We start from the raw sequence: 24,121 nt of genomic DNA on the forward strand, positions 1-24,121 counted from the left end.
CAGTACGTCTTCGGTAACGGAGACGTTTTTTGAAAAAGATTTTATCATTATGATAAAATATGAAGTGGGAGGGCAAATCACTGCCCAATTGACCACATCACGGACTTAAGGAGGTGTGTCTCGTGGCTAAAAAGGTAATTAAAATGGTAAAACTTCAGATTCCTGCAGGTAAAGCTAATCCAGCTCCGCCGGTTGGTCCAGCATTAGGACAAGCAGGTGTTAACATCATGGGCTTCTGTAAAGAGTTTAACGCTCGTACAGCTGATCAAGCTGGTCTTATCATCCCTGTTGAAATTACGGTATTTGAGGACCGTTCATTCACTTTCATTACTAAAACTCCTCCTGCTGCTGTTCTTCTTAAGAAAGTAGCTGGTATTGAGTCTGGTTCTGGTGAACCAAACCGTAATAAAGTGGCAACTGTTAAGCGTGATAAAGTACGCGAAATCGCTGAAACTAAAATGCCTGACCTAAACGCTGCTAGCGTAGAAGCTGCAATGCGTATGGTTGAAGGTACTGCGCGCAGTATGGGCATCGTTATCGAAGACTAATTCGATTTGTTTTTTGTAAAAAAGGTTGCGGGTCTGGAATTCCAATTCGCAACCTTTATTATCGTAAATGATCATCATTTTTAAATAAATGGATGGGCGCACATCCTCGGGGGTTCCCGGAATGAAGGCGTAAACGTGGGAGGTTATTCCGCTAAAACCACATTCAAGGAGGAAACAAACATGGCTAAAAGAGGTAAAAAGTACGTTGAAGCTGCGAAGCTTGTTGATCGTGCATCTGCTTACTCTGCAACAGAAGCAGTAGAATTAGTAAAGAAAACAAACACAGCTAAATTTGATGCAACTGTAGAAGCTGCATTCCGTTTAGGTGTTGACCCTAAGAAAGCTGACCAACAAATTCGTGGTGCAGTTGTTCTTCCACACGGTACTGGTAAAGTACAACGTGTATTAGTATTCGCTAAAGGCGAAAAAGCAAAAGAAGCTGAAGCTGCTGGCGCTGAATTCGTAGGCGATGCTGATTACATCGGTAAAATCCAAAAAGGTTGGTTTGATTTCGATGTAGTAGTAGCAACTCCTGACATGATGGGTGAAGTTGGTAAACTTGGTCGTGTATTAGGACCTAAAGGTTTAATGCCAAACCCTAAAACTGGAACAGTTACTTTCGATGTAACTAAAGCTGTTAACGAAATCAAAGCTGGTAAAGTTGAATACCGCGTTGATAAAGCTGGTAACATCCACGTTCCAATCGGTAAAGTATCTTTCGAAGATGCTAAATTAGTAGAAAACTTCAAAACAATTGCTGACACGCTACAAAAAGCTAAGCCAGCTGCTGCAAAAGGTACTTACATGAAGAACGCAACTGTTGCTTCTACAATGGGACCTGGCGTACGCGTAGACGTTTCTACACTTGCGTAAAAATTGGAAGTTGACTTCATAAAGAAGTTTTAATATAATCATTTATGTTGTGAATTTTAATAGTGTACCGTAGACAGTAGGAGTCGATTCGACTTAATTTCCTACCTAGGTGTTAATATACGAAGCGGAATCTTTTTTCTGTGACTATATGCCTCCATGTCTACAAGTTGGGCATGGAGGTTTTTAGTGCACTTTCGGTACATCTTCTATATAATCTACAGGAGGTGTAATAACATGAGCAAAGTAATCGAAACTAAACAACAAGTTGTAACTGAAATCGCTGAAAAACTTCGCGCGAGTAAATCTACAATTGTTGTTGACTACCGTGGTTTAACAGTTTCTGAAGCAACAGAATTACGTAAAAACTTACGTGAAGCTGGCGTTGAGTTCAAAGTTTACAAAAACTCTTTAACTCGTCGTGCTGCAGAGTCTGCTGAAATGGCTGAGTTAAACGAATTCTTAACAGGACCAAACGCAATCGCGTTCAGTAACGAGGATGTAGTTGCTCCTGCGAAAGTATTAAACGACTTCGCTAAAAATCATGAAGCTTTAGAAATTAAAGCGGGCGTAATCGAAGGTAAACTTGTAACACTTGATGAGGTTAAAGCTATCGCTACTCTTCCATCACGTGAAGGCTTACTTTCTATGCTTCTTAGCGTTCTTCAAGCTCCAATCCGTAACCTTGCACTTGCTACTAAAGCAGTTGCAGATCAAAAGGAAGAGCAAGGCGCTTAATTTTTTAAAAGATAATTACTTGTTATCTATAAAACAATACAAACCTATTTAAGGGAGGATATTTACAATGACTAAAGAACAAATCATTGAAGCAGTTAAATCTATGACTGTATTAGAACTTAACGACTTAGTAAAAGCTATCGAGGAAGAATTCGGCGTAACTGCTGCTGCTCCTGTAGCTGTAGCTGGTGGCGCTGGTGAAGCTGCTGCTGAGCAAACTGAATTTGACGTAGTACTTGCAAGTGCTGGCGCTCAAAAAATCAAAGTTATCAAAGCTGTACGTGAAATCACTGGTCTTGGCTTAAAAGAAGCTAAAGAATTAGTTGACAACACTCCAAAAGCAATCAAAGAAGGCGTTACTAAAGAGGAAGCTGAAGAAATGAAAGCTAAACTTGAAGAAGTTGGCGCTGCTGTAGAAGTTAAGTAATTAACTTTTGGTGCTTTAAAAAAAGCTCGCTCTTATGCGAGCTTTTTTTTTAACTGTAAAGAAAAGAGGTGGCCATATGGCAGACCATTATTTTTCTAACGACCCTTCTAGTAAAAGTGATCGTAAACGATGGGAAGTTACACTTCGTGAATCTCGATTTACTTTTTTATCTGATCATGGGGTGTTCTCGAAAAACGAAGTGGACTTTGGTTCTCGTCTTTTAATTGAAGCGTTTCAAATGCCAGATGTTAAAGGTAATGTGTTAGACGTAGGATGTGGGTACGGTCCAATCGGTTTGTCGTTAGCGAAAGAGTTTCAAAATCGTGAAATTCACATGGTGGATGTGAATGAAAGGGCCTTGGGACTTGCAAAAGAAAATGCCGCTAATAACAGAATTGAAAATATACGTATTTTGCAAAGTAGTGTCTATGAAAATGTAGATGGCAAGTATGCTGTTATTCTATCTAATCCTCCAATTCGTGCTGGTAAAGATATCGTGCATGAGATTTTAGAAAAGGCTGTGGAGTATTTAGTTTCAGGTGGAGAATTGTGGATTGTTATTCAAAAGAAACAAGGTGCGCCATCTGCGATGAAAAAACTAGAAGAAGTATTTTCTGAAGTTGAAGTTGTAGAAAAGAAAAAAGGATATTATATCATAAAATCAAAAAAGCGTTGACGGTTATTTTTGGCTATGTTAACATTATACAATGCCAATATATGATTTTCTGCGTTGAGAAAGATGTATATTTTTGCTTCTCTTGGAAAAGATAGTAAAATCAGCAGATTATGAAACAGAATGATGGTTTTCTTATAGAAGCCATTTTTCTTTTTTGAGCAGGTAGAAAGACTCAACGTATCTATCTTTAAGAGAAAAAAACTACGCTAATAGCAGTAGTTGTATTTATTTGTGATTTTGCACAAATTTTTTTGTGCATTTATAATACTCATGATTTGAGGGGTGAAGCAGTTGACAGGTCAACTAGTTCAATACGGACGCCACCGCCAACGAAGAAGTTATGCCCGTATTAGTGAAGTATTAGAGTTACCAAATCTTATCGAAATTCAAACCTCTTCTTATCAGTGGTTTCTTGATGAGGGTTTGCGAGAAATGTTCCAAGACATTTCTCCGATCGAAGACTTTACGGGAAATCTATCGCTTGAATTTATCGACTACAGCTTGGGTGAACCTAAATACTCTGTAGAAGAATGCAAAGAGCGTGATGTGACGTATGCAGCACCACTTCGTGTAAAAGTGCGTCTAATCAACAAGGAAACTGGTGAAGTAAAAGAACAAGATGTGTTCATGGGAGATTTCCCACTCATGACAGAGACTGGAACATTCGTAATTAACGGTGCAGAACGTGTTATCGTTTCCCAGTTAGTTCGCTCTCCAAGCGTATACTATAGTGGCAAAGTGGATAAAAACGGAAAACGTGGTTTTACTGCTACTGTAATTCCAAACCGCGGAGCTTGGTTAGAGTATGAAACAGATGCTAAGGATGTTGTATATGTGCGTATTGACCGTACGCGTAAACTTCCTGTAACTGTTTTGTTACGCGCATTAGGGTTTGGCTCTGATCAAGAAATCACCGAGCTTTTAGGTGATAACGAATACTTAAGCAATACGTTAGAAAAAGACAACACAGATAGCACAGAGAAAGCATTGCTTGAAATTTATGAGCGTCTACGCCCTGGTGAACCACCAACAGTAGAAAATGCAAAGAGCTTACTTGTGTCTCGTTTCTTTGATCCAAAGCGCTACGATTTAGCAAATGTAGGTCGCTATAAGATCAACAAAAAGCTACACATTAAAAACAGATTGTTTAACCAACGTTTAGCTGAAACACTGGTGGATCCAGAAACTGGTGAAATTTTAGCGGCAGAAGGAACAGTCTTAGATCGTCGTACACTGGATCGCATTCTACCTTACTTAGAGAAAAACATTGGATTCAAAACAGCGAAACCAATGGGTGGAGTGGTAGCAGGCGATGTTGAGCTGCAATCTATTAAGATTTATGCTCCAGAATCAGAAGGCGAACGATCTATAAACGTAATTGGGAATGCAAATATTACTCGTGATATAAAACACATCACACCAGGTGATATTCTTGCTTCTATTAGCTACTTCTTTAACTTGCTATATAAAGTAGGGGATACAGATGATATTGACCACTTAGGAAATCGTCGTCTGCGTTCTGTAGGAGAGTTACTACAAAACCAATTCCGTATCGGTCTTTCTCGTATGGAACGTGTTGTTCGTGAGAGAATGTCGATTCAAGATACAAATGCAATTACACCACAAGCGTTAATTAACATTCGCCCGGTTATTGCATCTATTAAAGAGTTCTTCGGAAGTTCTCAGTTATCTCAGTTCATGGATCAAACAAACCCATTAGCAGAGTTAACTCACAAACGAAGACTATCTGCATTAGGACCCGGTGGTTTAACGCGTGAGCGCGCAGGCTTTGAAGTACGTGACGTTCACTACTCTCACTATGGTCGTATGTGTCCAATTGAAACGCCAGAGGGACCAAACATCGGTTTGATTAACTCATTATCTTCGTTTGCGAAAGTAAATGAGTTTGGTTTCATTGAAACGCCATACCGTCGTGTTGACCCAGAAACTGGTCTTGTAACAGGGCAGGTTGATTATTTAACAGCAGATGAAGAAGATAACTATGTTGTAGCCCAAGCGAATATGAAATTATCTGAAGTAGGGGAATTCCTTGATGAAGATATCGTAGCTCGTTTCCGTGGTGAAAACATTGTCACAAATAAAGAACGCATCGACTACATGGATGTATCTCCAAAACAAGTAGTGTCGGCAGCGACAGCTTGTATTCCGTTCTTAGAAAACGATGACTCTAACCGCGCACTTATGGGAGCGAACATGCAACGTCAGGCGGTTCCGTTAATAAATCCGGAATCTCCGATTGTAGGTACAGGTATGGAGTACGTATCAGCAAAAGACTCAGGTGCTGCAGTAATCTGTAAACAGCCTGGTGTTGTTGAGCGCGTAGAAGCACGTGAAGTTTGGGTACGTCGCTATGTAGACGTTGACGGTCAAACAGTAAAAGGCGACTTAGATCGCTACAAAATGCAAAAATTCATTCGTTCTAACCAAGGAACTTGCTACAACCAACGTCCAATCGTAAGTGTTGGAGACCAAGTTGTAAAAGGTGAAATCCTTGCGGATGGTCCTTCTATGGAACTAGGTGAACTGGCGCTTGGACGTAACGTGCTTGTTGGCTTTATGACATGGGACGGTTATAACTATGAGGATGCGATCATCATGAGTGAGCGCCTTGTAAAAGATGATGTGTACACTTCTATCCATATTGAAGAATATGAATCAGAAGCTCGTGATACGAAGCTTGGACCAGAAGAAATTACACGTGATATCCCGAATGTTGGAGAAGATGCACTTCGTAATCTTGACGAGCGCGGTATTATTCGCGTCGGTGCTGAAGTAAAAGATGGAGATCTACTTGTTGGTAAAGTAACGCCAAAAGGTGTAACAGAATTAACGGCAGAAGAACGTCTATTACATGCAATCTTCGGTGAAAAAGCACGTGAAGTACGTGATACATCACTACGTGTACCACACGGTGGTGGCGGTATTATCTTAGACGTAAAAGTGTTTAACCGTGAAGATGGCGATGAATTGCCACCAGGCGTGAATCAACTTGTACGTGCATATATCGTTCAAAAGCGTAAAATTTCTGAAGGTGACAAAATGGCTGGTCGTCATGGTAACAAAGGTGTTATCTCCCGTATTTTACCGGAAGAAGATATGCCTTACTTACCAGATGGTACGCCAATCGATATCATGTTAAACCCATTAGGGGTACCATCTCGTATGAATATCGGTCAGGTATTAGAGCTTCATCTTGGTATGGCAGCAAGATACCTTGGTATTCACATTGCAACACCGGTATTCGATGGTGCTCGTGAGGAAGATGTATGGGGCACAATTGAAGAAGCTGGTATGGCAAATGACGCGAAAACAATCCTGTATGACGGACGTACTGGTGAGCCATTCGATAACCGTGTATCTGTTGGTGTCATGTATATGATCAAACTTGCGCACATGGTTGACGATAAACTTCATGCTCGTTCTACTGGACCATACTCACTTGTAACGCAGCAACCTCTTGGAGGTAAAGCTCAGTTCGGTGGACAGCGTTTCGGTGAGATGGAGGTTTGGGCACTTGAAGCTTATGGTGCTGCTTATACTCTTCAAGAAATCTTAACAGTGAAGTCTGATGATGTTATTGGACGTGTTAAGACGTATGAAGCAATTGTTAAAGGTGAAAATGTTCCAGAACCAGGCGTTCCTGAATCATTCAAAGTATTGATTAAAGAACTGCAAAGTTTAGGTATGGACGTTAAAATGATGTCTATCAACGATACAGAAATTGAAATGCGTGATACGGAAGATGACGATGATCATCAATCAGCAGATAAATTGAATGTTGAAGTTGAGACAACTAAGGAATAATTGGGATAACCTGTAGACTAAAAGGGAGGTAGGCCCCTTGATAGATGTAAATAACTTTGAATATATGAAGATTGGACTTGCTTCACCTGACAAGATTCGTTCTTGGTCATACGGTGAAGTTAAGAAACCAGAAACAATTAACTATCGTACGTTAAAGCCTGAAAAAGATGGCTTGTTCTGTGAGCGTATTTTCGGACCACAAAAGGACTGGGAATGTCATTGCGGGAAATATAAACGTGTACGTTATAAAGGTGTAGTTTGTGATCGATGTGGCGTTGAAGTAACGCGTGCAAAAGTTCGTCGTGAACGTATGGGTCATATCGAATTAGCTGCTCCTGTATCTCATATTTGGTATTTCAAAGGTATCCCGAGCCGCATGGGACTTGTCTTAGACATGTCCCCTCGCGCGCTTGAAGAAGTAATTTATTTCGCTTCTTATGTTGTAACAGAAAGTGGAGATACACCACTTGATAAGAAGCAATTACTTTCTGAAAAAGAATACCGTGCATATCGTGATCGATATGGCAGTACATTCCATGCTGCTATGGGTGCAGAAGCGATTAAAAAATTACTGCAAGACATCGATTTAGATAAAGAAGTAGACTTCTTAAAAGAAGAATTAAAAACAGCACAAGGACAACGCCGTACTCGTGCTATTAAACGTCTAGAAGTATTAGAAGCATTCCGTAACTCTGGAAATCACCCATCTTGGATGATCTTAGAGGTTCTTCCAGTTATCCCACCAGAACTACGCCCGATGGTACAGTTAGATGGTGGACGTTTTGCTACTTCTGACTTAAACGACTTATATCGTCGTGTAATTAACCGTAACAACCGTTTAAAACGTCTATTGGACTTAGGTGCACCAAGCATTATCGTTCAAAACGAAAAACGTATGTTACAAGAAGCTGTAGACGCATTAATCGATAATGGTCGCCGTGGCCGTCCAGTTACTGGACCAGGTAACCGTCCATTAAAATCACTATCTCACATGCTTAAAGGTAAACAAGGACGTTTCCGTCAAAACTTATTAGGTAAACGTGTTGACTACTCTGGCCGTTCTGTAATCGTTGTAGGACCGAACTTAAAGATGTACCAATGTGGATTGCCGAAAGAAATGGCACTTGAATTGTTTAAACCTTTCGTTATGAAAGAGTTAGTTGGAAAAGGATTAGCACACAACATTAAGAGTGCTAAACGTAAAATCGAGCGTGTACACCCTGAAGTTTGGGACGTTTTAGAATCTGTGATCAAAGAGCATCCAGTACTTCTAAACCGCGCACCAACACTTCACCGTCTTGGTATCCAGGCGTTTGAACCTACACTAGTAGAAGGTCGTGCAATCCGTCTTCACCCACTTGTATGTACTGCATACAACGCGGACTTTGACGGTGACCAAATGGCGGTTCACGTTCCGTTATCATCAGAGGCACAAGCAGAAGCTCGTATCCTTATGTTAGCGGCACAAAACATCTTGAATCCAAAAGACGGAAAACCAGTTGTTACTCCATCTCAGGATATGGTATTAGGTAACTATTACTTAACACTTGAGCGCGAGGGTGCAATCGGTGAAGGTATGGTCTTCAAAGATGCAAACGAAGCAATACTTGCATACCAAAATGGATATGTACATCTGCACACACGTGTTGCAGTTGCTGCGAGTTCGGTAAATAATGTAACGTTTACTGAAGAGCAAAAGAGTAAGCTTCTATTAACAACAGTTGGTAAATTAATATTTAACGAAATCTTACCAGAGTCGTTCCCTTATATTAATGAACCAACAAACTCAAACCTTGAAAAAGAAACACCAGCGGAATATTTCGTTGAAAAAGGTGCGAACATTAAAGAAATTATTGCTAGTCGCGAAGAAGTGGCACCATTTAGCAAGAAAATCCTTGGTAATATTATTGCGGAAGTATTCAAACGTTTCCAAATTACAGAAACGTCTCGCATGCTTGACCGTATGAAAAACTTAGGATTTAAATACTCTACAAAAGCTGGTATTACAGTTGGGGTATCAGATATTCTTGTATTAGGTGAAAAAGATGAAATTCTCCATGAAGCACAAGCAAAAGTAGATAATGTAATTAAACAATTCCGTCGCGGTTTAATCACGGAAGAAGAACGTTACGATCGCGTTATCTCTATTTGGAGTAATGCAAAAGATGTTATCCAAGGAAAGCTGATGAAATCCTTGAATAAACGCAACCCAATCTTCATGATGAGTGATTCCGGTGCCCGTGGTAACGCATCGAACTTTACTCAGCTTGCTGGTATGCGTGGTCTGATGGCCAATCCATCTGGTCGTATCATTGAGCTTCCGATCAAATCGAGTTTCCGTGAAGGTTTAACAGTACTTGAGTACTTCATCTCTACGCATGGTGCGCGTAAAGGTCTTGCCGATACAGCACTTAAAACTGCCGATTCTGGTTACTTAACACGTCGTCTTGTAGACGTTGCACAAGATGTAATTGTTCGTCAAGATGATTGTGGAACAGATCGCGGTTTACTAATTGGTGCGATTAAAGAGGGTAATGAAGTTATTGAGTCACTATATGATCGTCTTGTTGGACGTTTTGCAAGAAAAACTGTAAAACATCCTGAAACAGGTGAAGTATTAGTTGTTGAAAATCAATTAATTACTGAAGATATTGCTCATATCGTTGAAAAGTCGGGTGTTGAAACTGTAAACATTCGTTCAGCGTTTACGTGTAATACTCGCCATGGTGTATGTAAGAAGTGTTACGGTCGTAACTTAGCAACTGGTACAGACGTAGAAGTAGGAGAAGCGGTAGGTATTATCGCAGCTCAATCTATCGGTGAGCCAGGTACACAGTTAACGATGCGTACGTTCCATACAGGTGGGGTTGCCGGGGATGATATCACACAAGGTTTACCTCGTATCCAAGAGATCTTCGAAGCTCGTAATCCGAAGGGTCAGGCAGTTATCAGTGAAATTGACGGTGTTATCGCAGCGATCAACGATGTTAAAGATCGCCAAGAAGTAGTTGTACAGGGTGAAGTTGAAGCTCGTACGTATGCTATTCCTTACGGTGCTCGTCTGAAAGTAACTCTAGGACAGCCAATTAGCCACGGTAAAGAGTTAACAGAAGGTTCTATTGATCCGAAGGAATTACTAAAAGTAACGGACATTACAGCAGTTCAAGAATACTTATTACGTGAAGTTCAAAAAGTATACCGTATGCAAGGGGTAGAAATTGGTGACAAACACGTAGAAGTAATGGTACGTCAAATGCTACGTAAAGTTCGTGTAAGTGATGCGGGTGAAACAGATGTATTACCAGGAACATTACTAGATATCCATCAGTTTACTGATGCGAATGCGAAGGTGTTACTGAAAGGTAAACAACCAGCAACGGCTAGACCGGTTCTACTTGGTATTACAAAAGCTTCACTTGAGACAGATTCGTTCTTATCTGCGGCGTCATTCCAAGAAACAACTCGTGTTCTAACAGATGCAGCAATTAAGGGTAAACGCGATGAGCTTCTAGGATTGAAAGAGAATGTTATTATCGGTAAGCTTGTTCCTGCTGGAACAGGTATGAATCGTTATCGCAAAGTGGATCTTGTAAAAACAACACAAGATAACATGAATGTAGAAAACGATGAAGTTTATGTGGAACAGTAAAATTTTCCGTCGTAAATTTTGTATAAAAACAGCTGATCCTAGTTGACATTGTATGAGACAAAATGTTACTATAATCAAGGTTGCTCCTGAATGATGCTTTGGAGGATATTTAAATGTCTTATCAAAAAGTGTCAAATGCTGAAAATGTAGTCGTTGGTCATAAACGAACATTGGAAGCAATCAAAAATGGTATAGTTAAAGAAGTTGTTATTGCGGAAGATGCTGATGTGCGGTTAACCCATGTTATCATTCGTACTGCCTTGCAACATAACATACCCATAACCAAAGTTGAATCAGTTCGTAAGCTTGGAAAAGTTTCGGGGATTCAAGTGGGAGCTTCAGCAATAGGAATAATAAGTTAAAACTGTTTTTGTGAGGAGAGAGCATTTGCTCTTCCTTGCAAAAACTTTGTTTTCAACTAATAATGAACCACCTGGATATGTGGTCATACAAACATGCGAAGGGAGGATAATCAAATGCCTACTATTAACCAATTAGTGAGAAATGGTCGTACTGATAAAGTATGGAAGTCTAAATCACCTGCGTTAAACAAAGGTTTTAATTCTTTAAAGAAAAAATCAACTGATATCTCTGCACCTCAAAAACGTGGTGTGTGTACTCGTGTTGGTACAATGACTCCGAAGAAACCGAACTCAGCGTTACGTAAATACGCTCGTGTACGTTTAACAAACGGTATTGAAGTTACAGCTTACATCCCAGGTATCGGTCATAACCTACAAGAGCATAGCGTAGTATTAATTCGCGGTGGTCGAGTAAAGGATTTACCAGGGGTACGTTACCACATCGTTCGTGGTGCGCTTGATACAGCTGGTGTTGACAAACGTATGCAAGGACGTTCTAAATATGGTACTAAGCGACCAAAACCTGCTAAAAAATAATAAACTTATAATGAAAGGAGGAACTCAATATGCCTCGTAAAGGACCTGTTGCGAAACGTGACGTGTTACCAGATCCAATGTACAATTCTAAACTTGTAACACGCCTAATCAACAAAATGATGGTTGACGGTAAAAAAGGTAAATCTCAAACAATTCTTTATAACGCTTTCGATATCGTTCGTGAACGTTCAGATAAAGAACCAATGGAAGTATTCGAGCAAGCTCTTAAGAACATCATGCCTGTTCTTGAAGTACGCGCTCGTCGTGTTGGTGGTGCTAACTACCAAGTTCCAGTTGAGGTTCGTCCAGAACGCCGTACAACTTTAGGTCTTCGCTGGTTAGTAAACTATGCTCGTCTTCGTGGTGAAAAAACTATGGAAGAGCGTCTAGCTTACGAAATCTTAGATGCAGCTAACAACGCTGGTGCATCTGTTAAGAAACGTGAAGACACTCATAAAATGGCAGAAGCTAACAAAGCATTTGCTCATTACCGTTGGTAGGATTCAACGTAAAATAAATGTAAGCATAAACCGCTTTATTTGTCGCTTATGGAAGTGTGGAGAGGGAGAATGCCTCTCCCTTTCGTTGGGCGCTCGTTTTACATAATGAGGGTACTGGACACTGGCATATGTAACAATATAAAGTGGCTTTTTTGCTACTTAAAATAAAATAATCCAATCCATATATGGAAGGAGCAAGACACCAAATGACTAGAGAGTTCTCTTTAGAAAACACTCGTAATATTGGTATCATGGCTCACATCGATGCTGGTAAAACAACAGCAACTGAGCGTATTCTGTATTACACAGGACGTATTCATAAAATCGGTGAAACTCATGAAGGTGCATCTCAGATGGACTGGATGGAGCAAGAGCAAGAACGTGGTATCACAATTACTTCTGCTGCAACTACAGCACAATGGAAAGGTCACCGTGTAAATATCATTGACACTCCAGGACACGTAGATTTCACAGTAGAAGTAGAACGTTCTTTACGCGTACTTGATGGCGCAGTAGCAGTACTTGATGCACAATCTGGTGTAGAACCACAAACAGAAACTGTTTGGCGTCAGGCTACTACTTATGGTGTACCTCGTATCGTATTCGTTAACAAAATGGATAAGATTGGTGCAGATTTCTTATACTCTGTAGGAACAATCCACGATCGTTTACAAGCAAACGCACATCCAATTCAGTTACCAATCGGTGCTGAAGATGAGTTCAATGGTATCATTGACCTTGTTGAAGAGTGTGCTTACATGTACGCTAACGATTTAGGAACAGACATCGAGCGTGTCGAAATTCCTGAAGAGCATAAAGAATTAGCTGAAGAATACCGTGGAAAACTTATTGAAGCGGTAGCTGAGCTTGATGAAGAAATGATGATGAAGTACCTAGAAGGTGAAGAAATCACTGTAGAAGAGCTTAAAGCTGGTATCCGTAAGGCTACAACTTCTGTAGAATTCTTCCCAGTAATCTGTGGTTCTGCATTCAAAAATAAAGGTGTTCAAATTCTGTTAGACGCAGTTATCGACTACCTACCATCTCCATTAGATGTACCTGCTATTAAAGGTACTCTTCCGGATACAGATGAAGCTATCGAGCGTAAGTCTAGCGATGAAGAACCATTCGCAGCTTTAGCATTCAAAATCATGACTGATCCTTATGTTGGTAAGTTAACGTTCTTCCGTGTGTACTCTGGTGTGTTAAACTCTGGATCATACGTGAAAAACTCAACTAAAGGTAAGCGTGAGCGTGTAGGTCGTATCCTACAAATGCACGCTAACAGCCGTGAAGAGATTTCAACAGTTTACGCTGGTGATATCGCTGCTGCTGTAGGTTTAAAAGATACTACTACTGGTGATACTCTTTGTGACGAGAAGAGCCTTGTTATCCTTGAGTCTATGGAATTCCCAGAACCAGTTATCTCTGTAGCTATCGAACCAAAATCTAAAGCTGACCAAGATAAAATGGGTACAGCATTATCTAAGCTTTCTGAAGAAGATCCAACATTCCGTGCTCACACTGACCAAGAAACTGGCCAAACAATCATCGCTGGTATGGGTGAACTTCACCTTGATATCATCGTTGACCGTATGCGCCGTGAATTCAAAGTGGAAGCAAACGTTGGTGCTCCTCAGGTAGCATACCGTGAGACTTTCCGCGCTGCTGCGAAAGTTGAAGGTAAGTTCGCTCGTCAATCTGGTGGTCGTGGACAATTCGGTCACGTTTGGATTGAGTTTGAACCTAATGAAGAAGGTAAAGGTTTTGAATTCCAAAACAAAATCGTCGGCGGTGTAGTTCCACGTGAATACATCCCAGCTGTTGGAGCGGGTCTTGAAGACTCACTTAAAAATGGTGTACTAGCTGGTTACCCACTAGTTGACATCAAAGCTGCGTTAGTTGACGGATCTTACCATGATGTCGATTCATCTGAGATGGCGTTCAAAATCGCTGCATCTATGGCGCTTAAAGCTGCGGTTTCTAAATGTAGCCCAGTAATTCTTGAGCCAATGATGAAAGTTGAAGTTGTAATTCCTGAAGAGTACATGGGTGACATTATGGGCGACGTAACATCTCGCCGTGGACGTGTAGAAGGTATGGAAGCTCGCGGTAACGCTCAAGTTGTTCGCGCTATGGTTCCACTTTCTGAAATGTTCGGTTATGCAACGGCATTACGTTCTAACACTCAAGGACGCGGAACATTCTCAATGACATTTGATCATTATGAAGAAGTACCGAAGTCTGTTTCTGAAGAAATTATTAAAAAAAATAAAGGTGAATAATTGATTTTTATCGATTGTTCAAGTATAACTACTTATGTAAGCTTAGAAAGTGAGACGCAAGTTTCACTTTCTAGTCTAAATATAAAATAACCCATATAAACTAAGGAGGAATTTAGAATGGCTAAAGCTAAATTCGAACGTTCTAAACCCCATGTTAACATCGGTACAATCGGCCACGTTGACCATGGTAAAACTACATTAACTGCTGCGATCACTACAGTTCTTGCAAAAGCTGGTGGTGCTGAAGCACGCGGATACGATCAAATCGACGCTGCTCCAGAAGAAAGAGAGCGCGGAATCACAATCTCAACTGCACACGTTGAGTACGAAACTGAAACTCGTCACTATGCACACGTTGACTGCCCAGGTCATGCTGACTATGTTAAAAACATGATCACTGGTGCTGCTCAAATGGACGGCGGTATCTTAGTAGTATCTGCTGCTGATGGTCCAATGCCTCAAACACGTGAGCACATCCTTCTTTCTCGTCAAGTAGGTGTTCCTTACATCGTTGTATTCTTAAACAAATGCGACATGGTAGATGACGAAGAATTATTAGAATTAGTAGAAATGGAAGTTCGCGACCTATTATCTGAATACGGATTCCCAGGCGACGATATTCCTGTAATTAAAGGTTCTGCTCTTAAAGCTCTTCAAGGAGAAGCTGAGTGGGAAGAAAAAATCATCGAATTAATGACTGAAGTTGATGCTTACATCCCAACTCCAGAACGTGAAACTGACAAACCATTCTTAATGCCTATCGAGGATGTATTCTCTATCACAGGTCGTGGTACAGTTGCAACTGGTCGTGTTGAGCGTGGAATCGTTAAAGTTGGTGACGTAGTAGAAATCATCGGTCTTGCTGAAGAGAATGCTACTACAACTGTAACTGGTGTAGAAATGTTCCGTAAGCTTCTTGACCAAGCTCAAGCTGGAGACAACATCGGTGCTCTACTTCGTGGGGTTGCTCGTGAAGACATCCAACGTGGACAAGTTCTTGCTAAAACTGGCTCTGTAAAAGCACACGCTAAATTCAAAGCTGAGGTTTTCGTATTATCTAAAGAAGAAGGTGGACGTCATACTCCATTCTTCGCTAACTACCGTCCACAGTTCTACTTCCGTACAACTGACGTAACTGGTATCATCCAATTACCAGAAGGTACTGAAATGGTAATGCCTGGTGACAACATCGAAATGACTATCGAACTTATCGCTCCAATCGCTATCGAAGAGGGAACTAAATTCTCTATTCGTGAAGGTGGACGTACAGTAGGTTACGGTGTAGTTGCTACAATCGTTGCTGAGTAGTCTTTAATTAGATTATTAAAAACTCAAGGGATTCTCCCTTGAGTTTTTTTATTGCTTATTACTATAGAAGAAAGAGATGTATTTTCTATTTTTTGATGAGTTTCTTCTATAGTATATAAAACGAAAATAACACCCAAAAACTGTAAGTTGAATAAGAGTAGATGAAAACTTGATATTCTTTAAAGTGCCATGTATAATAGCAAAAGTAGAGAAAAGCAGATGCGAACAAAAAGATGCTTGCATCTAGACGAATAACATTGTATAATAGACAATGTTGGTCTTTGACTGCGATGAAGTGGAAGGTTGCTGACACACCCGGCCGCTTTGCCATGGCATGGTGTGGGGAAATTTCCATGGAGAAGGTCTATTTTAGAAATAGGCGAACGAAGGAGGGAAAATAATGGCAAAAGAAAAAATTCGTATCCGTTTAAAAGCTTATGATCACCGTATTCTTGATCAATCAGCTGAGAAAATTGTAGAAACAGCTAAGCGTTCTGGGGCAACAGTTTCTGGTCCGATCCCATTACCAACTGAGAAGACTATTTACACAATTCTTCGTGCTGTTCATAAGTACAAAGATTCTCGTGAACAATTCGAAATGCGCACACACAAACGTCTAATCGACATCGTGAGTCCTACTCCGCAAACAGTAGATTCATTAATGCGTTTAGATTTACCATCTGGTGTAGATATCGAAATCAAACTATAATTTATATAACTTAAAAATGTAGGAGGTGTAACTCATGACCAAAGGAATCTTAGGAAGAAAGATCGGTATGACTCAAGTATTTGCTGAGAACGGTGAGTTAATCCCAGTAACGGTAATCGCTGCTAATCCAAACGTTGTTCTTCAAAAGAAAACAACTGAAACTGATGGCTACAACGCAATTCAGTTAGGATTTGAAGATAAACGTGAAAAGTTAACTAACAAACCTGAACAAGGCCACACTGCTAAAGCATCTACAACTCCTAAGCGCTTCATTCGCGAAATCCGCGATGCAGACGTGGACGGATTAGAGGTTGGTCAAGAGGTAAAAGTTGAAGTTTTCGCTGCAGGTGAAATCGTTGACGTAACAGGAATTTCTAAAGGTAAAGGTTTCCAAGGTGTTATTAAACGCCACGGACAATCTCGCGGACCTATGTCTCATGGTTCTCGCTATCACCGTCGTCCAGGTTCAATGGGGCCAGTTGCTCCGAACCGTGTATTCAAAGGCAAAAAACTTGCTGGACGTATGGGTGGAGACCAAGTTACTATCCAAAACTTAGAAATCGTTCAAGTTGACACTGAGCGCAACTTATTACTAGTAAAAGGTAACGTTCCAGGTGCTAAGAAATCTCTTGTAGTTGTTCAAGGCGCTGTGAAGGTTAGCAAATAATTCACAATAGGAAGGAGGAATTCCAATGCCAAAAGTTACTGTATATAACCAAACTGGTTCACAGGTTGGTGAAATCGAATTAGCTGAAGCTATTTTCGGTATCGAACCAAATGAAGCTGTACTATTTGAAGCTGTAATGATGCAACGTGCATCTTTACGTCAAGGTACACACAAAGTAAAAACTCGCTCTGAAGTTCGTGGTGGTGGTCGTAAACCATGGCGTCAAAAAGGAACTGGACGTGCTCGTCAAGGTTCTATCCGCTCTCCTCAATGGCGTGGTGGTGGTACGGTATTCGGACCTACACCAAGAAGCTATGCGTACAAACTTCCTAAGAAAGTTCGTCGTTTAGCAATCAAATCTGCATTAGCTACTAAAGTAGTTGAGAACAACATTGTAGTTCTTGAGGACCTAGTGTTAAATGCACCAAAAACAAAAGACATGGTAGCAGTACTTAAAGGATTAACTGTTGAGAAGAAAGCTCTTATCGTAACTGCTGATGCAAACGAATCTGTAGAGTTATCTGCTCGCAATATCCCTGGAGTAACAGTAATCACTGCTGATGGCGTAAACGTGCTAGATGTGCTTCATCATGATAAGCTAATCATGACAAAAGCGGCAGTGGAAAAAGTAGAGGAGGTGCTTGCATAATGAGAGATCCTCGTGATATCATTAAGCGCCCAGTTATCACTGAACGTTCTATGGAAATGATGGCTGAAAAAAAATACACGTTCGACGTGGACGTTAAATCTAATAAAACAGAGGTTAAAGACGCTATAGAAGCGATCTTTGGTGTTAATGTAGACAAAGTAAATATCATGAACTACAAGCCGAAAGCAAAACGTGTTGGTCGTCACGCTGGTTTTACTAGCCGTCGTCGTAAAGCAATCGTTAAGCTAACTGCTGACAGCAAAGAAATCGAAATCTTCCAAGGCGTTTAATTCTTACTAAAGAAGGAGGGAAATTGAGATGGGAATTAAAAAGTATAATCCAACTACTAACGGTCGTCGTAACATGACTACGAATGATTTCGCTGAAATCACGACTGACAGACCAGAAAAGTCTTTACTTGCTCCTTTAAGCAAAAAGGCTGGTCGTAATAACCAAGGTAAAATTACTGTACGTCATCAAGGTGGCGGACATAAGCGTCAATACCGTATCATCGACTTTAAGCGTAACAAAGATGGAATTCCAGGACGCGTTGCTACGATCGAATACGATCCAAACCGCTCTGCGAATATCGCATTAATTAACTACGTTGACGGTGAAAAACGTTACATTCTTGCTCCTAAAACTTTAGAAGTAGGTATGGAAGTTATGTCTGGCCCTGAAGCTGACATTAAAATCGGTAACGCATTACCATTAATCAACATTCCAGTAGGTACTGTTGTTCATAATATCGAGCTTAAGCCTGGTCGTGGAGGACAATTAGTCCGTTCTGCTGGTACGTCTGCTCAAGTACTTGGTAAAGAAGGAAAATACGTACTTGTACGTTTAACTTCTGGTGAAGTACGTTTAGTATTATCTGCTTGTCGCGCTTCAATCGGTCAAGTTGGTAACGAACAACACGAACTTATCAAAATCGGTAAAGCAGGTCGCTCTCGCTGGTTAGGTAAGCGCCCAACAGTTCGTGGTTCTGTAATGAACCCGGTTGATCACCCACACGGTGGTGGTGAAGGACGCTCTCCAATCGGACGTAAGTCTCCAATGTCTCCATGGGGTAAACCAACTCTTGGATTCAAGACTCGTAAGAAAAACAAAGCGTCTGATAAATTTATCGTTCGTCGTCGTAAAAAATAATGGGATTGTAGTACGGTTCATTTCAAGAACCGTACGCCAATCACGAAGGGAGGCACCAAAATGGCTCGTAGCTTAAAAAAAGGACCATTTGTCGATGATCACTTAATGAACAAAATGGAAAAATTAGTTGCATCTGAGCAAAAACAAGTTGTTAAAACTTGGTCTCGCCGTTCAACAATCTTCCCTCAGTTCATCGGACATACAATTGCTGTATATGATGGTCGTAAACACGTACCTGTGTACATCACTGAGGATATGGTTGGCCATAAGTTAGGTGAATTCGCACCAACTCGTACGTATAAAGGTCACCTTGCTGACGATAAGAAAACTAGAAGATAATGAGAGGAGGCACTTCAATGCAAGCTAAAGCAGTAGTGAGAACAGTTCGTATTGCTCCTCGTAAGGTTCGTTTAGTAGTAGACTTAATCCGAGGTAAGCAAGTGGGTGAAGCGATTGCTATCCTTAACCACACACCAAAAACTGCTTCTCCAGTTGTAGAAAAAGTTTTAAAATCTGCAATCGCAAATGCAGAGCACAATTATGAGATGGATATTAACAACCTAGTTGTTGAAAAAGTCTTCGTTGACGAAGGTCCAACGTTGAAACGTTTCCGTCCACGTGCAATGGGTCGTGCAAGCCAAATTAACAAACGCACAAGCCACATCACAGTTGTGGTATCAGAAAAGAAGGAGGGATAATCGATGGGTCAGAAGGTTAATCCAATTGGTCTTCGTGTCGGTATTATCCGCGACTGGGAATCTCGTTGGTTCGCTGAGAAAGATTATGCTACGTTATTACATGAAGACATCAAAATCCGTGAGTACATTACTGTACGCTTAAAAGATTCTGCTGTTGCTAAAGTAGAAATCGAACGTGCAGCAAATCGTGTAAATGTTACAATTCACACTGCAAAACCTGGTATGGTAATTGGTAAAGGTGGTACTGAAGTTGAAGCACTTCGTAAAGCTCTTAACCAATTAACAGGCAAGCGTGTACACATTAACATTTTAGAAGTTAAGAGAGCTGATCTTAACGCTAAATTAGTGGGCGAAAACATCGCTCGTCAATTAGAAAACCGTGTATCATTCCGTCGTGCACAAAAGCAAGTTATTCAACGTGCTATGCGTGCAGGAGCAAAAGGTATTAAAACACAGGTTTCTGGTCGTCTTGGCGGGGCTGATATCGCTCGTGCAGAATCTTACAGTGAAGGAACTGTTCCACTTCATACACTTCGCGCTGATATTGACTATGCAGCAGTTGAAGCTGATACAACATACGGTAAATTAGGCGTAAAAGTATGGATCTACCGTGGAGAAGTCCTTCCTACAAAAAAGAAAGCTTCTGAGGAAGGAGGAAAATAATATGTTAATGCCAAAACGCGTAAAATATCGTAGAGAGCATCGTGGTAAAATGCGTGGTCGTGCAAAAGGTGGAACTGAAATTGCTTTCGGTGAATTCGGTTTACAAGCACAAGCTGCTTCATGGATTACAAACCGTCAAATCGAAGCTGCTCGTCGTGCAATGACTCGTTACATGAAACGTGGCGGTAAAGTATGGATTAAAATTTTCCCTTCTAAACCTTACACTGCAAAACCTCTAGAAGTACGTATGGGTTCCGGTAAAGGGGCACCAGAAGGCTGGGTAGCAGTAGTAAAACCTGGGAAAATTATGTTTGAAATCGCGGGTGTATCTGAAGAGGTAGCACGCGAAGCATTACGTCTTGCAGCTCACAAACTACCTGTGAAATGTAAGTTCGTAAAACGTGAAGAAAATGGTGGTGAATCTAATGAAAACTAATGATATTCGTGAATTAACCACTGCCGAAATCGAAACAAAAGTTAAAGCTTTAAAGGAAGAATTGTTCAATCTTCGCTTCCAACTTGCTACAGGACAATTAGAGAATCCAACTCGCATCCGTGAAGTGCGTAAAGCGATTGCTCGTATGAAAACTGTAGTTTGTGAAAGAGAGATCGGAATTAATCGATAAATTGAGGGGAGGTTTGCATAGTGAGCGAACGTAACCAACGCAAAGTTTATACTGGTCGTGTTGTGTCTGATAAAATGGACAAAACGATTACAGTTTTAGTTGAAACTTACAAAACTCATTCCTTGTACGGAAAACGTGTTAAGTATTCTAAAAAGTACAAAGCCCATGATGAGCAAAACCAAGCAAAACTTGGCGATATCGTTAAAATCATGGAAACTCGCCCGCTTTCTGCTACTAAGCGTTTCCGTTTAGTTGAAATCGTTGAAGAAGCGGTTGTTATCTAAATAGACGAATCGGAATTTTTAGTCCGAAGGGAGGTTTCATAACATGATCCAACAAGAATCTCGTTTGAAAGTTGCTGACAACTCTGGTGCACGTGAACTTTTAACAATTAAAGTATTAGGCGGCTCTGGTCGTAAATATGCTAATATTGGTGATATTATCGTTGCTACGGTAAAACAAGCAACACCAGGTGGCGTTGTTAAAAAAGGTGACGTTGTTAAGGCAGTAGTGGTACGTACGAAGAGCGGAGCTCGTCGTCCGGACGGTTCTTATATTAAATTTGATGAAAACGCAGCGGTTATCATCAAAGACGATAAGAGCCCACGTGGTACTCGTATCTTCGGACCAGTAGCTCGTGAATTACGTGATAGCAACTTCATGAAGATCGTTTCTTTAGCTCCAGAAGTTCTATAATTTAAGGTATTGCCTTGCTAAGGAGGTGCAGAATTAAGATGCATGTAAAAAAAGGTGATAAAGTTCAGGTAATCACTGGTAAAGACAAAGGAAAACAAGGCGTTATCCTTGTGGCTTTCCCAAAGCAAAACCGTGTTATCGTTGAGGGTGTTAACATCGTTAAAAAACACTCTAAGCCATCTCAATTAAATCCACAAGGTGGAATTATTACGAAAGAAGCACCTATTCACGTTTCTAATGTTATGGTATTAGATCCGAAAACAGGCGAACCTACTCGCGTAGGCTTCAAAGTAGAAGATGGTAAAAAAGTTCGTATTGCAAAAAAATCTGGTGAATTATTAGATAAATAATTTTCTTAAGAAAGGAGGTCACTTCATTGAATCGCCTTAAAGAGAAGTTCCAAAAGGAAATTACTCCTGCTCTAATGAGCAAGTTTAACTATAAATCTGTGATGGAAGTACCGAAAATCGAAAAGATCGTAATCAACACTGGTGTTGGTGACGCGGTATCAAACTCAAAAGCTTTAGACAATGCAGTAGAAGAATTAACGCAAATCGCAGGTCAAAAACCTGTTGTAACTCGCGCTAAAAAATCAATCGCTGGTTTCCGTCTTCGTGAAGGTATGCCAATCGGTGCGAAAGTAACTTTACGCGGACAACAAATGTATGAGTTCTTCGACAAATTAGTATCAGTTTCTTTACCACGTGTACGTGATTTCCGTGGTGTTTCTAAGAAATCATTCGATGGTCGTGGGAACTACACATTAGGTGTTAAAGAGCAACTAATTTTCCCTGAGATTGATTATGATAAAGTAAGTAAAGTCCGCGGTATGGACATCGTAATCGTTACTACAGCGAAAACTGATGAAGAAGCTCGTGAACTTTTAACACAATTCGGTATGCCATTCCAAAAATAATGGAAGCCAACGCTAAGTAGAGGAGGCGAAAACGTGGCTAAAAAATCTATGATCGCGAAACAAAAGCGTACTCCTAAGTTTAAAGTACAAGAGTATACACGTTGCGAACGCTGCGGTCGTCCGCATTCTGTATACCGCAAATTTAAGCTTTGCCGTATTTGTTTCCGTGAACTTGCATATAAAGGTCAAATTCCTGGTGTTAAAAAAGCTAGTTGGTAAAACCCACAAATGGGAAGGAGGTAAAACACATGGTGATGACAGATCCAATTGCAGACATGCTTACTCGCATCCGTAATGCGAACATGGTACGTCATGAGAAATTAGAGGTTCCTGCTTCTAAAATCAAAAAAGAGATCGCTGAACTTTTAAAACGTGAAGGTTTCATTCGTGATGTAGAATACATTGGGGATAACAAACAAGGTATCCTTCGTATTTTCCTGAAATATGGTGCAAACAATGAACGTGTAATCACTGGATTAAAACGTATCAGTAAACCTGGCTTACGCGTTTACGCAAAAGCTGATGAAGTACCACGTGTACTTAACGGATTAGGTATCGCTCTTGTTTCTACATCTAAGGGAGTAATGACAGACAAAGACGCTCGTCAATTACAAACTGGTGGAGAAGTAGTAGCATACGTTTGGTAATATATATTTAAAACGAACGGAGGTGTGACCACATGTCTCGTATTGGTAAAAAGATTCTTGAAATCCCTGCAGGTGTTACTATTACAGTTGCAGAAGACAATACTGTAACAGTAAAAGGCCCTAAAGGTGAATTAACTCGTACTTTCAAAACTGATATGTCTATCAAAATTGAAGAAAATACACTAACAGTTGAGCGTCCATCTGAACAGAAGGAACACCGTGCATTACACGGTACAACTCGTGCTTTAATCGGAAACATGGTTGAAGGTGTAACTACAGGTTTCGTACGCGGACTTGAATTAGTCGGTGTTGGTTACCGTGCTCAAAAACAAGGAGATAAACTTGTTTTAAGCGTAGGTTATTCTCATCCAGTAGAAATGACTCCAGAAGCAGGACTTGAAGTTGAAGTACCTGTACCAACTAAAATCGTAATTAAAGGTATCGACAAGCAACGTGTTGGCGAATTTGCTGCTAACATCCGCGCTGTACGTGCTCCTGAACCATATAAAGGTAAAGGTATTCGTTACGAAGGCGAAGTTGTTCGTCGTAAAGAAGGTAAAACTGCTAAGTAAACCCGTTAGGTGAAAGAAAGGAGTGACAAGAATGATCACTAAAGCTGCTAAAAATGCGACTCGTAAGAAAAGACATGCACGTGTACGTGCTAAACTTACTGGTACTGCAGAACGTCCACGTTTAAACGTGTACCGTTCTAACCAACATATTTACGCTCAAGTTATTGATGATGTAAATGGTGTAACATTAGTAAGTGCATCTACTCTTGATAAAGACCTTGCTCTTAACGGTACTAGCAATACTGAAGCTGCTACGAAAGTTGGAGAATCAGTTGCTAAGCGTGCTGTAGAGAAAGGCGTTAAAGAAGTAGTATTTGATCGCGGTGGTTACTTATACCATGGCCGTGTTAAAGCTCTAGCTGAAGCTGCTCGTGAGGCTGGATTACAATTTTAATGGTCAAAGG

Annotated in this window: 30 protein-coding genes and 1 other annotated feature; all 30 genes read left to right on the forward strand. The window is 40.6% G+C overall.

What is annotated here, in order from left to right:
* Positions 1-122: 122 nt before the first annotated feature.
* On the forward strand, positions 123-548 hold the full coding sequence (rplK, locus tag JFT95_RS25610) for a 50S ribosomal protein L11 (RefSeq protein ID WP_001085872.1): 426 nt from the start codon (positions 123-125) through the stop codon (positions 546-548).
* A 180-nt stretch (positions 549-728) separates the two neighbouring features.
* On the forward strand, positions 729-1,421 hold the full coding sequence (rplA, locus tag JFT95_RS25615; RefSeq protein ID WP_002009792.1) for a 50S ribosomal protein L1: 693 nt from the start codon (positions 729-731) through the stop codon (positions 1,419-1,421).
* Between the two features lie 49 nt (positions 1,422-1,470).
* Positions 1,471-1,616 (forward strand) — a sequence feature (ribosomal protein L10 leader region).
* A 39-nt stretch (positions 1,617-1,655) separates the two neighbouring features.
* Positions 1,656-2,156: a 50S ribosomal protein L10 gene (rplJ, locus tag JFT95_RS25620; RefSeq protein WP_002009790.1), complete on the forward strand. Its 501-nt coding sequence runs from the start codon at positions 1,656-1,658 to the stop codon at positions 2,154-2,156.
* 67 nt (positions 2,157-2,223) lie between these two features.
* Positions 2,224-2,583 carry a 50S ribosomal protein L7/L12 gene (rplL, locus tag JFT95_RS25625; protein ID WP_002009788.1) on the forward strand — a complete coding sequence of 120 codons (360 nt, stop codon included), beginning with the start codon at positions 2,224-2,226 and terminating at the stop codon, positions 2,581-2,583.
* Positions 2,584-2,659: 76 nt separating this feature from the next.
* A complete protein-coding gene (locus JFT95_RS25630; RefSeq protein WP_002124684.1) occupies positions 2,660-3,259 on the forward strand; it encodes a class I SAM-dependent methyltransferase in 600 nt (199 codons plus the stop codon).
* 291 nt (positions 3,260-3,550) lie between these two features.
* Positions 3,551-7,084 (forward strand): DNA-directed RNA polymerase subunit beta, encoded by a 3,534-nt coding sequence (gene rpoB / locus JFT95_RS25635; protein WP_002113316.1) that lies wholly within the window; start codon positions 3,551-3,553, stop codon positions 7,082-7,084.
* Positions 7,085-7,121: 37 nt separating this feature from the next.
* Positions 7,122-10,733 carry a DNA-directed RNA polymerase subunit beta' gene (rpoC, locus tag JFT95_RS25640; RefSeq protein WP_002009783.1) on the forward strand — a complete coding sequence of 1,204 codons (3,612 nt, stop codon included), beginning with the start codon at positions 7,122-7,124 and terminating at the stop codon, positions 10,731-10,733.
* A gap of 113 nt (positions 10,734-10,846) precedes the next feature.
* Positions 10,847-11,095 carry a 50S ribosomal protein L7ae-like protein gene (locus JFT95_RS25645; RefSeq protein ID WP_000121833.1) on the forward strand — a complete coding sequence of 83 codons (249 nt, stop codon included), beginning with the start codon at positions 10,847-10,849 and terminating at the stop codon, positions 11,093-11,095.
* 114 nt (positions 11,096-11,209) lie between these two features.
* Positions 11,210-11,632, forward strand: a complete 423-nt coding sequence (gene rpsL / locus JFT95_RS25650; protein ID WP_001142341.1) for a 30S ribosomal protein S12 — start codon at positions 11,210-11,212, stop codon at positions 11,630-11,632.
* Between the two features lie 29 nt (positions 11,633-11,661).
* Positions 11,662-12,132 (forward strand): 30S ribosomal protein S7, encoded by a 471-nt coding sequence (gene rpsG / locus JFT95_RS25655; protein ID WP_001137492.1) that lies wholly within the window; start codon positions 11,662-11,664, stop codon positions 12,130-12,132.
* Between the two features lie 206 nt (positions 12,133-12,338).
* Complete coding sequence (gene fusA, locus JFT95_RS25660; RefSeq protein ID WP_002113318.1) at positions 12,339-14,417, forward strand: elongation factor G; 2,079 nt, start codon at positions 12,339-12,341, stop codon at positions 14,415-14,417.
* Positions 14,418-14,534: 117 nt separating this feature from the next.
* Positions 14,535-15,725, forward strand: coding sequence for an elongation factor Tu (gene tuf / locus JFT95_RS25665; protein WP_002009778.1), 1,191 nt, complete (start codon positions 14,535-14,537; stop codon positions 15,723-15,725).
* Positions 15,726-16,125: 400 nt separating this feature from the next.
* Positions 16,126-16,434, forward strand: a complete 309-nt coding sequence (rpsJ, locus tag JFT95_RS25670; protein ID WP_001040595.1) for a 30S ribosomal protein S10 — start codon at positions 16,126-16,128, stop codon at positions 16,432-16,434.
* Positions 16,435-16,468: 34 nt separating this feature from the next.
* Positions 16,469-17,101: a 50S ribosomal protein L3 gene (gene rplC / locus JFT95_RS25675; RefSeq protein WP_000160209.1), complete on the forward strand. Its 633-nt coding sequence runs from the start codon at positions 16,469-16,471 to the stop codon at positions 17,099-17,101.
* A 25-nt stretch (positions 17,102-17,126) separates the two neighbouring features.
* Entirely contained in the window at positions 17,127-17,750 is a 624-nt protein-coding gene (gene rplD / locus JFT95_RS25680; RefSeq protein WP_001127261.1) for a 50S ribosomal protein L4, read from the forward strand.
* Complete coding sequence (gene rplW / locus JFT95_RS25685; RefSeq protein WP_001205557.1) at positions 17,750-18,040, forward strand: 50S ribosomal protein L23; 291 nt, start codon at positions 17,750-17,752, stop codon at positions 18,038-18,040. Before rplD ends, rplW begins: the two co-directional genes overlap by 1 nt.
* A gap of 28 nt (positions 18,041-18,068) precedes the next feature.
* Positions 18,069-18,899, forward strand: a complete 831-nt coding sequence (rplB, locus tag JFT95_RS25690; protein ID WP_000511584.1) for a 50S ribosomal protein L2 — start codon at positions 18,069-18,071, stop codon at positions 18,897-18,899.
* 60 nt (positions 18,900-18,959) lie between these two features.
* Positions 18,960-19,238 carry a 30S ribosomal protein S19 gene (rpsS, locus tag JFT95_RS25695; protein ID WP_000124452.1) on the forward strand — a complete coding sequence of 93 codons (279 nt, stop codon included), beginning with the start codon at positions 18,960-18,962 and terminating at the stop codon, positions 19,236-19,238.
* A gap of 17 nt (positions 19,239-19,255) precedes the next feature.
* Positions 19,256-19,597: a 50S ribosomal protein L22 gene (gene rplV / locus JFT95_RS25700; RefSeq protein ID WP_002009773.1), complete on the forward strand. Its 342-nt coding sequence runs from the start codon at positions 19,256-19,258 to the stop codon at positions 19,595-19,597.
* Between the two features lie 3 nt (positions 19,598-19,600).
* Positions 19,601-20,260: a 30S ribosomal protein S3 gene (rpsC, locus tag JFT95_RS25705; RefSeq protein WP_002009771.1), complete on the forward strand. Its 660-nt coding sequence runs from the start codon at positions 19,601-19,603 to the stop codon at positions 20,258-20,260.
* Position 20,261: 1 nt separating this feature from the next.
* Positions 20,262-20,696 carry a 50S ribosomal protein L16 gene (gene rplP, locus JFT95_RS25710; RefSeq protein WP_000928969.1) on the forward strand — a complete coding sequence of 145 codons (435 nt, stop codon included), beginning with the start codon at positions 20,262-20,264 and terminating at the stop codon, positions 20,694-20,696.
* Complete coding sequence (rpmC, locus tag JFT95_RS25715) at positions 20,686-20,886, forward strand: 50S ribosomal protein L29 (RefSeq protein ID WP_002091523.1); 201 nt, start codon at positions 20,686-20,688, stop codon at positions 20,884-20,886. The genes rplP and rpmC overlap by 11 nt, the downstream gene beginning before the upstream one ends.
* 20 nt (positions 20,887-20,906) lie before the next feature.
* The gene (gene rpsQ, locus JFT95_RS25720; RefSeq protein WP_002091526.1) at positions 20,907-21,170 is read left to right on the forward strand and encodes a 30S ribosomal protein S17; all 264 of its coding nucleotides are present in this window, start codon (positions 20,907-20,909) and stop codon (positions 21,168-21,170) included.
* Between the two features lie 43 nt (positions 21,171-21,213).
* Entirely contained in the window at positions 21,214-21,582 is a 369-nt protein-coding gene (gene rplN, locus JFT95_RS25725) for a 50S ribosomal protein L14 (protein WP_000615912.1), read from the forward strand.
* Between the two features lie 38 nt (positions 21,583-21,620).
* Positions 21,621-21,932, forward strand: coding sequence for a 50S ribosomal protein L24 (gene rplX, locus JFT95_RS25730; RefSeq protein WP_000558201.1), 312 nt, complete (start codon positions 21,621-21,623; stop codon positions 21,930-21,932).
* A gap of 26 nt (positions 21,933-21,958) precedes the next feature.
* Positions 21,959-22,498 carry a 50S ribosomal protein L5 gene (gene rplE / locus JFT95_RS25735; RefSeq protein ID WP_002091528.1) on the forward strand — a complete coding sequence of 180 codons (540 nt, stop codon included), beginning with the start codon at positions 21,959-21,961 and terminating at the stop codon, positions 22,496-22,498.
* A gap of 33 nt (positions 22,499-22,531) precedes the next feature.
* Positions 22,532-22,717, forward strand: coding sequence for a 30S ribosomal protein S14 (gene rpsN, locus JFT95_RS25740; RefSeq protein WP_001085700.1), 186 nt, complete (start codon positions 22,532-22,534; stop codon positions 22,715-22,717).
* Between the two features lie 29 nt (positions 22,718-22,746).
* Positions 22,747-23,145: a 30S ribosomal protein S8 gene (gene rpsH / locus JFT95_RS25745; RefSeq protein WP_002009764.1), complete on the forward strand. Its 399-nt coding sequence runs from the start codon at positions 22,747-22,749 to the stop codon at positions 23,143-23,145.
* 32 nt (positions 23,146-23,177) lie between these two features.
* The gene (rplF, locus tag JFT95_RS25750; protein ID WP_002009762.1) at positions 23,178-23,717 is read left to right on the forward strand and encodes a 50S ribosomal protein L6; all 540 of its coding nucleotides are present in this window, start codon (positions 23,178-23,180) and stop codon (positions 23,715-23,717) included.
* Between the two features lie 31 nt (positions 23,718-23,748).
* Entirely contained in the window at positions 23,749-24,111 is a 363-nt protein-coding gene (gene rplR, locus JFT95_RS25755) for a 50S ribosomal protein L18 (RefSeq protein ID WP_002009761.1), read from the forward strand.
* The last annotated feature ends 10 nt before the right edge of the window (positions 24,112-24,121 follow it).

Source organism: Bacillus sp. TH17 (assembly GCF_016651125.1).
GTDB classification, from domain to species: domain Bacteria; phylum Bacillota; class Bacilli; order Bacillales; family Bacillaceae_G; genus Bacillus_A; species Bacillus_A mycoides.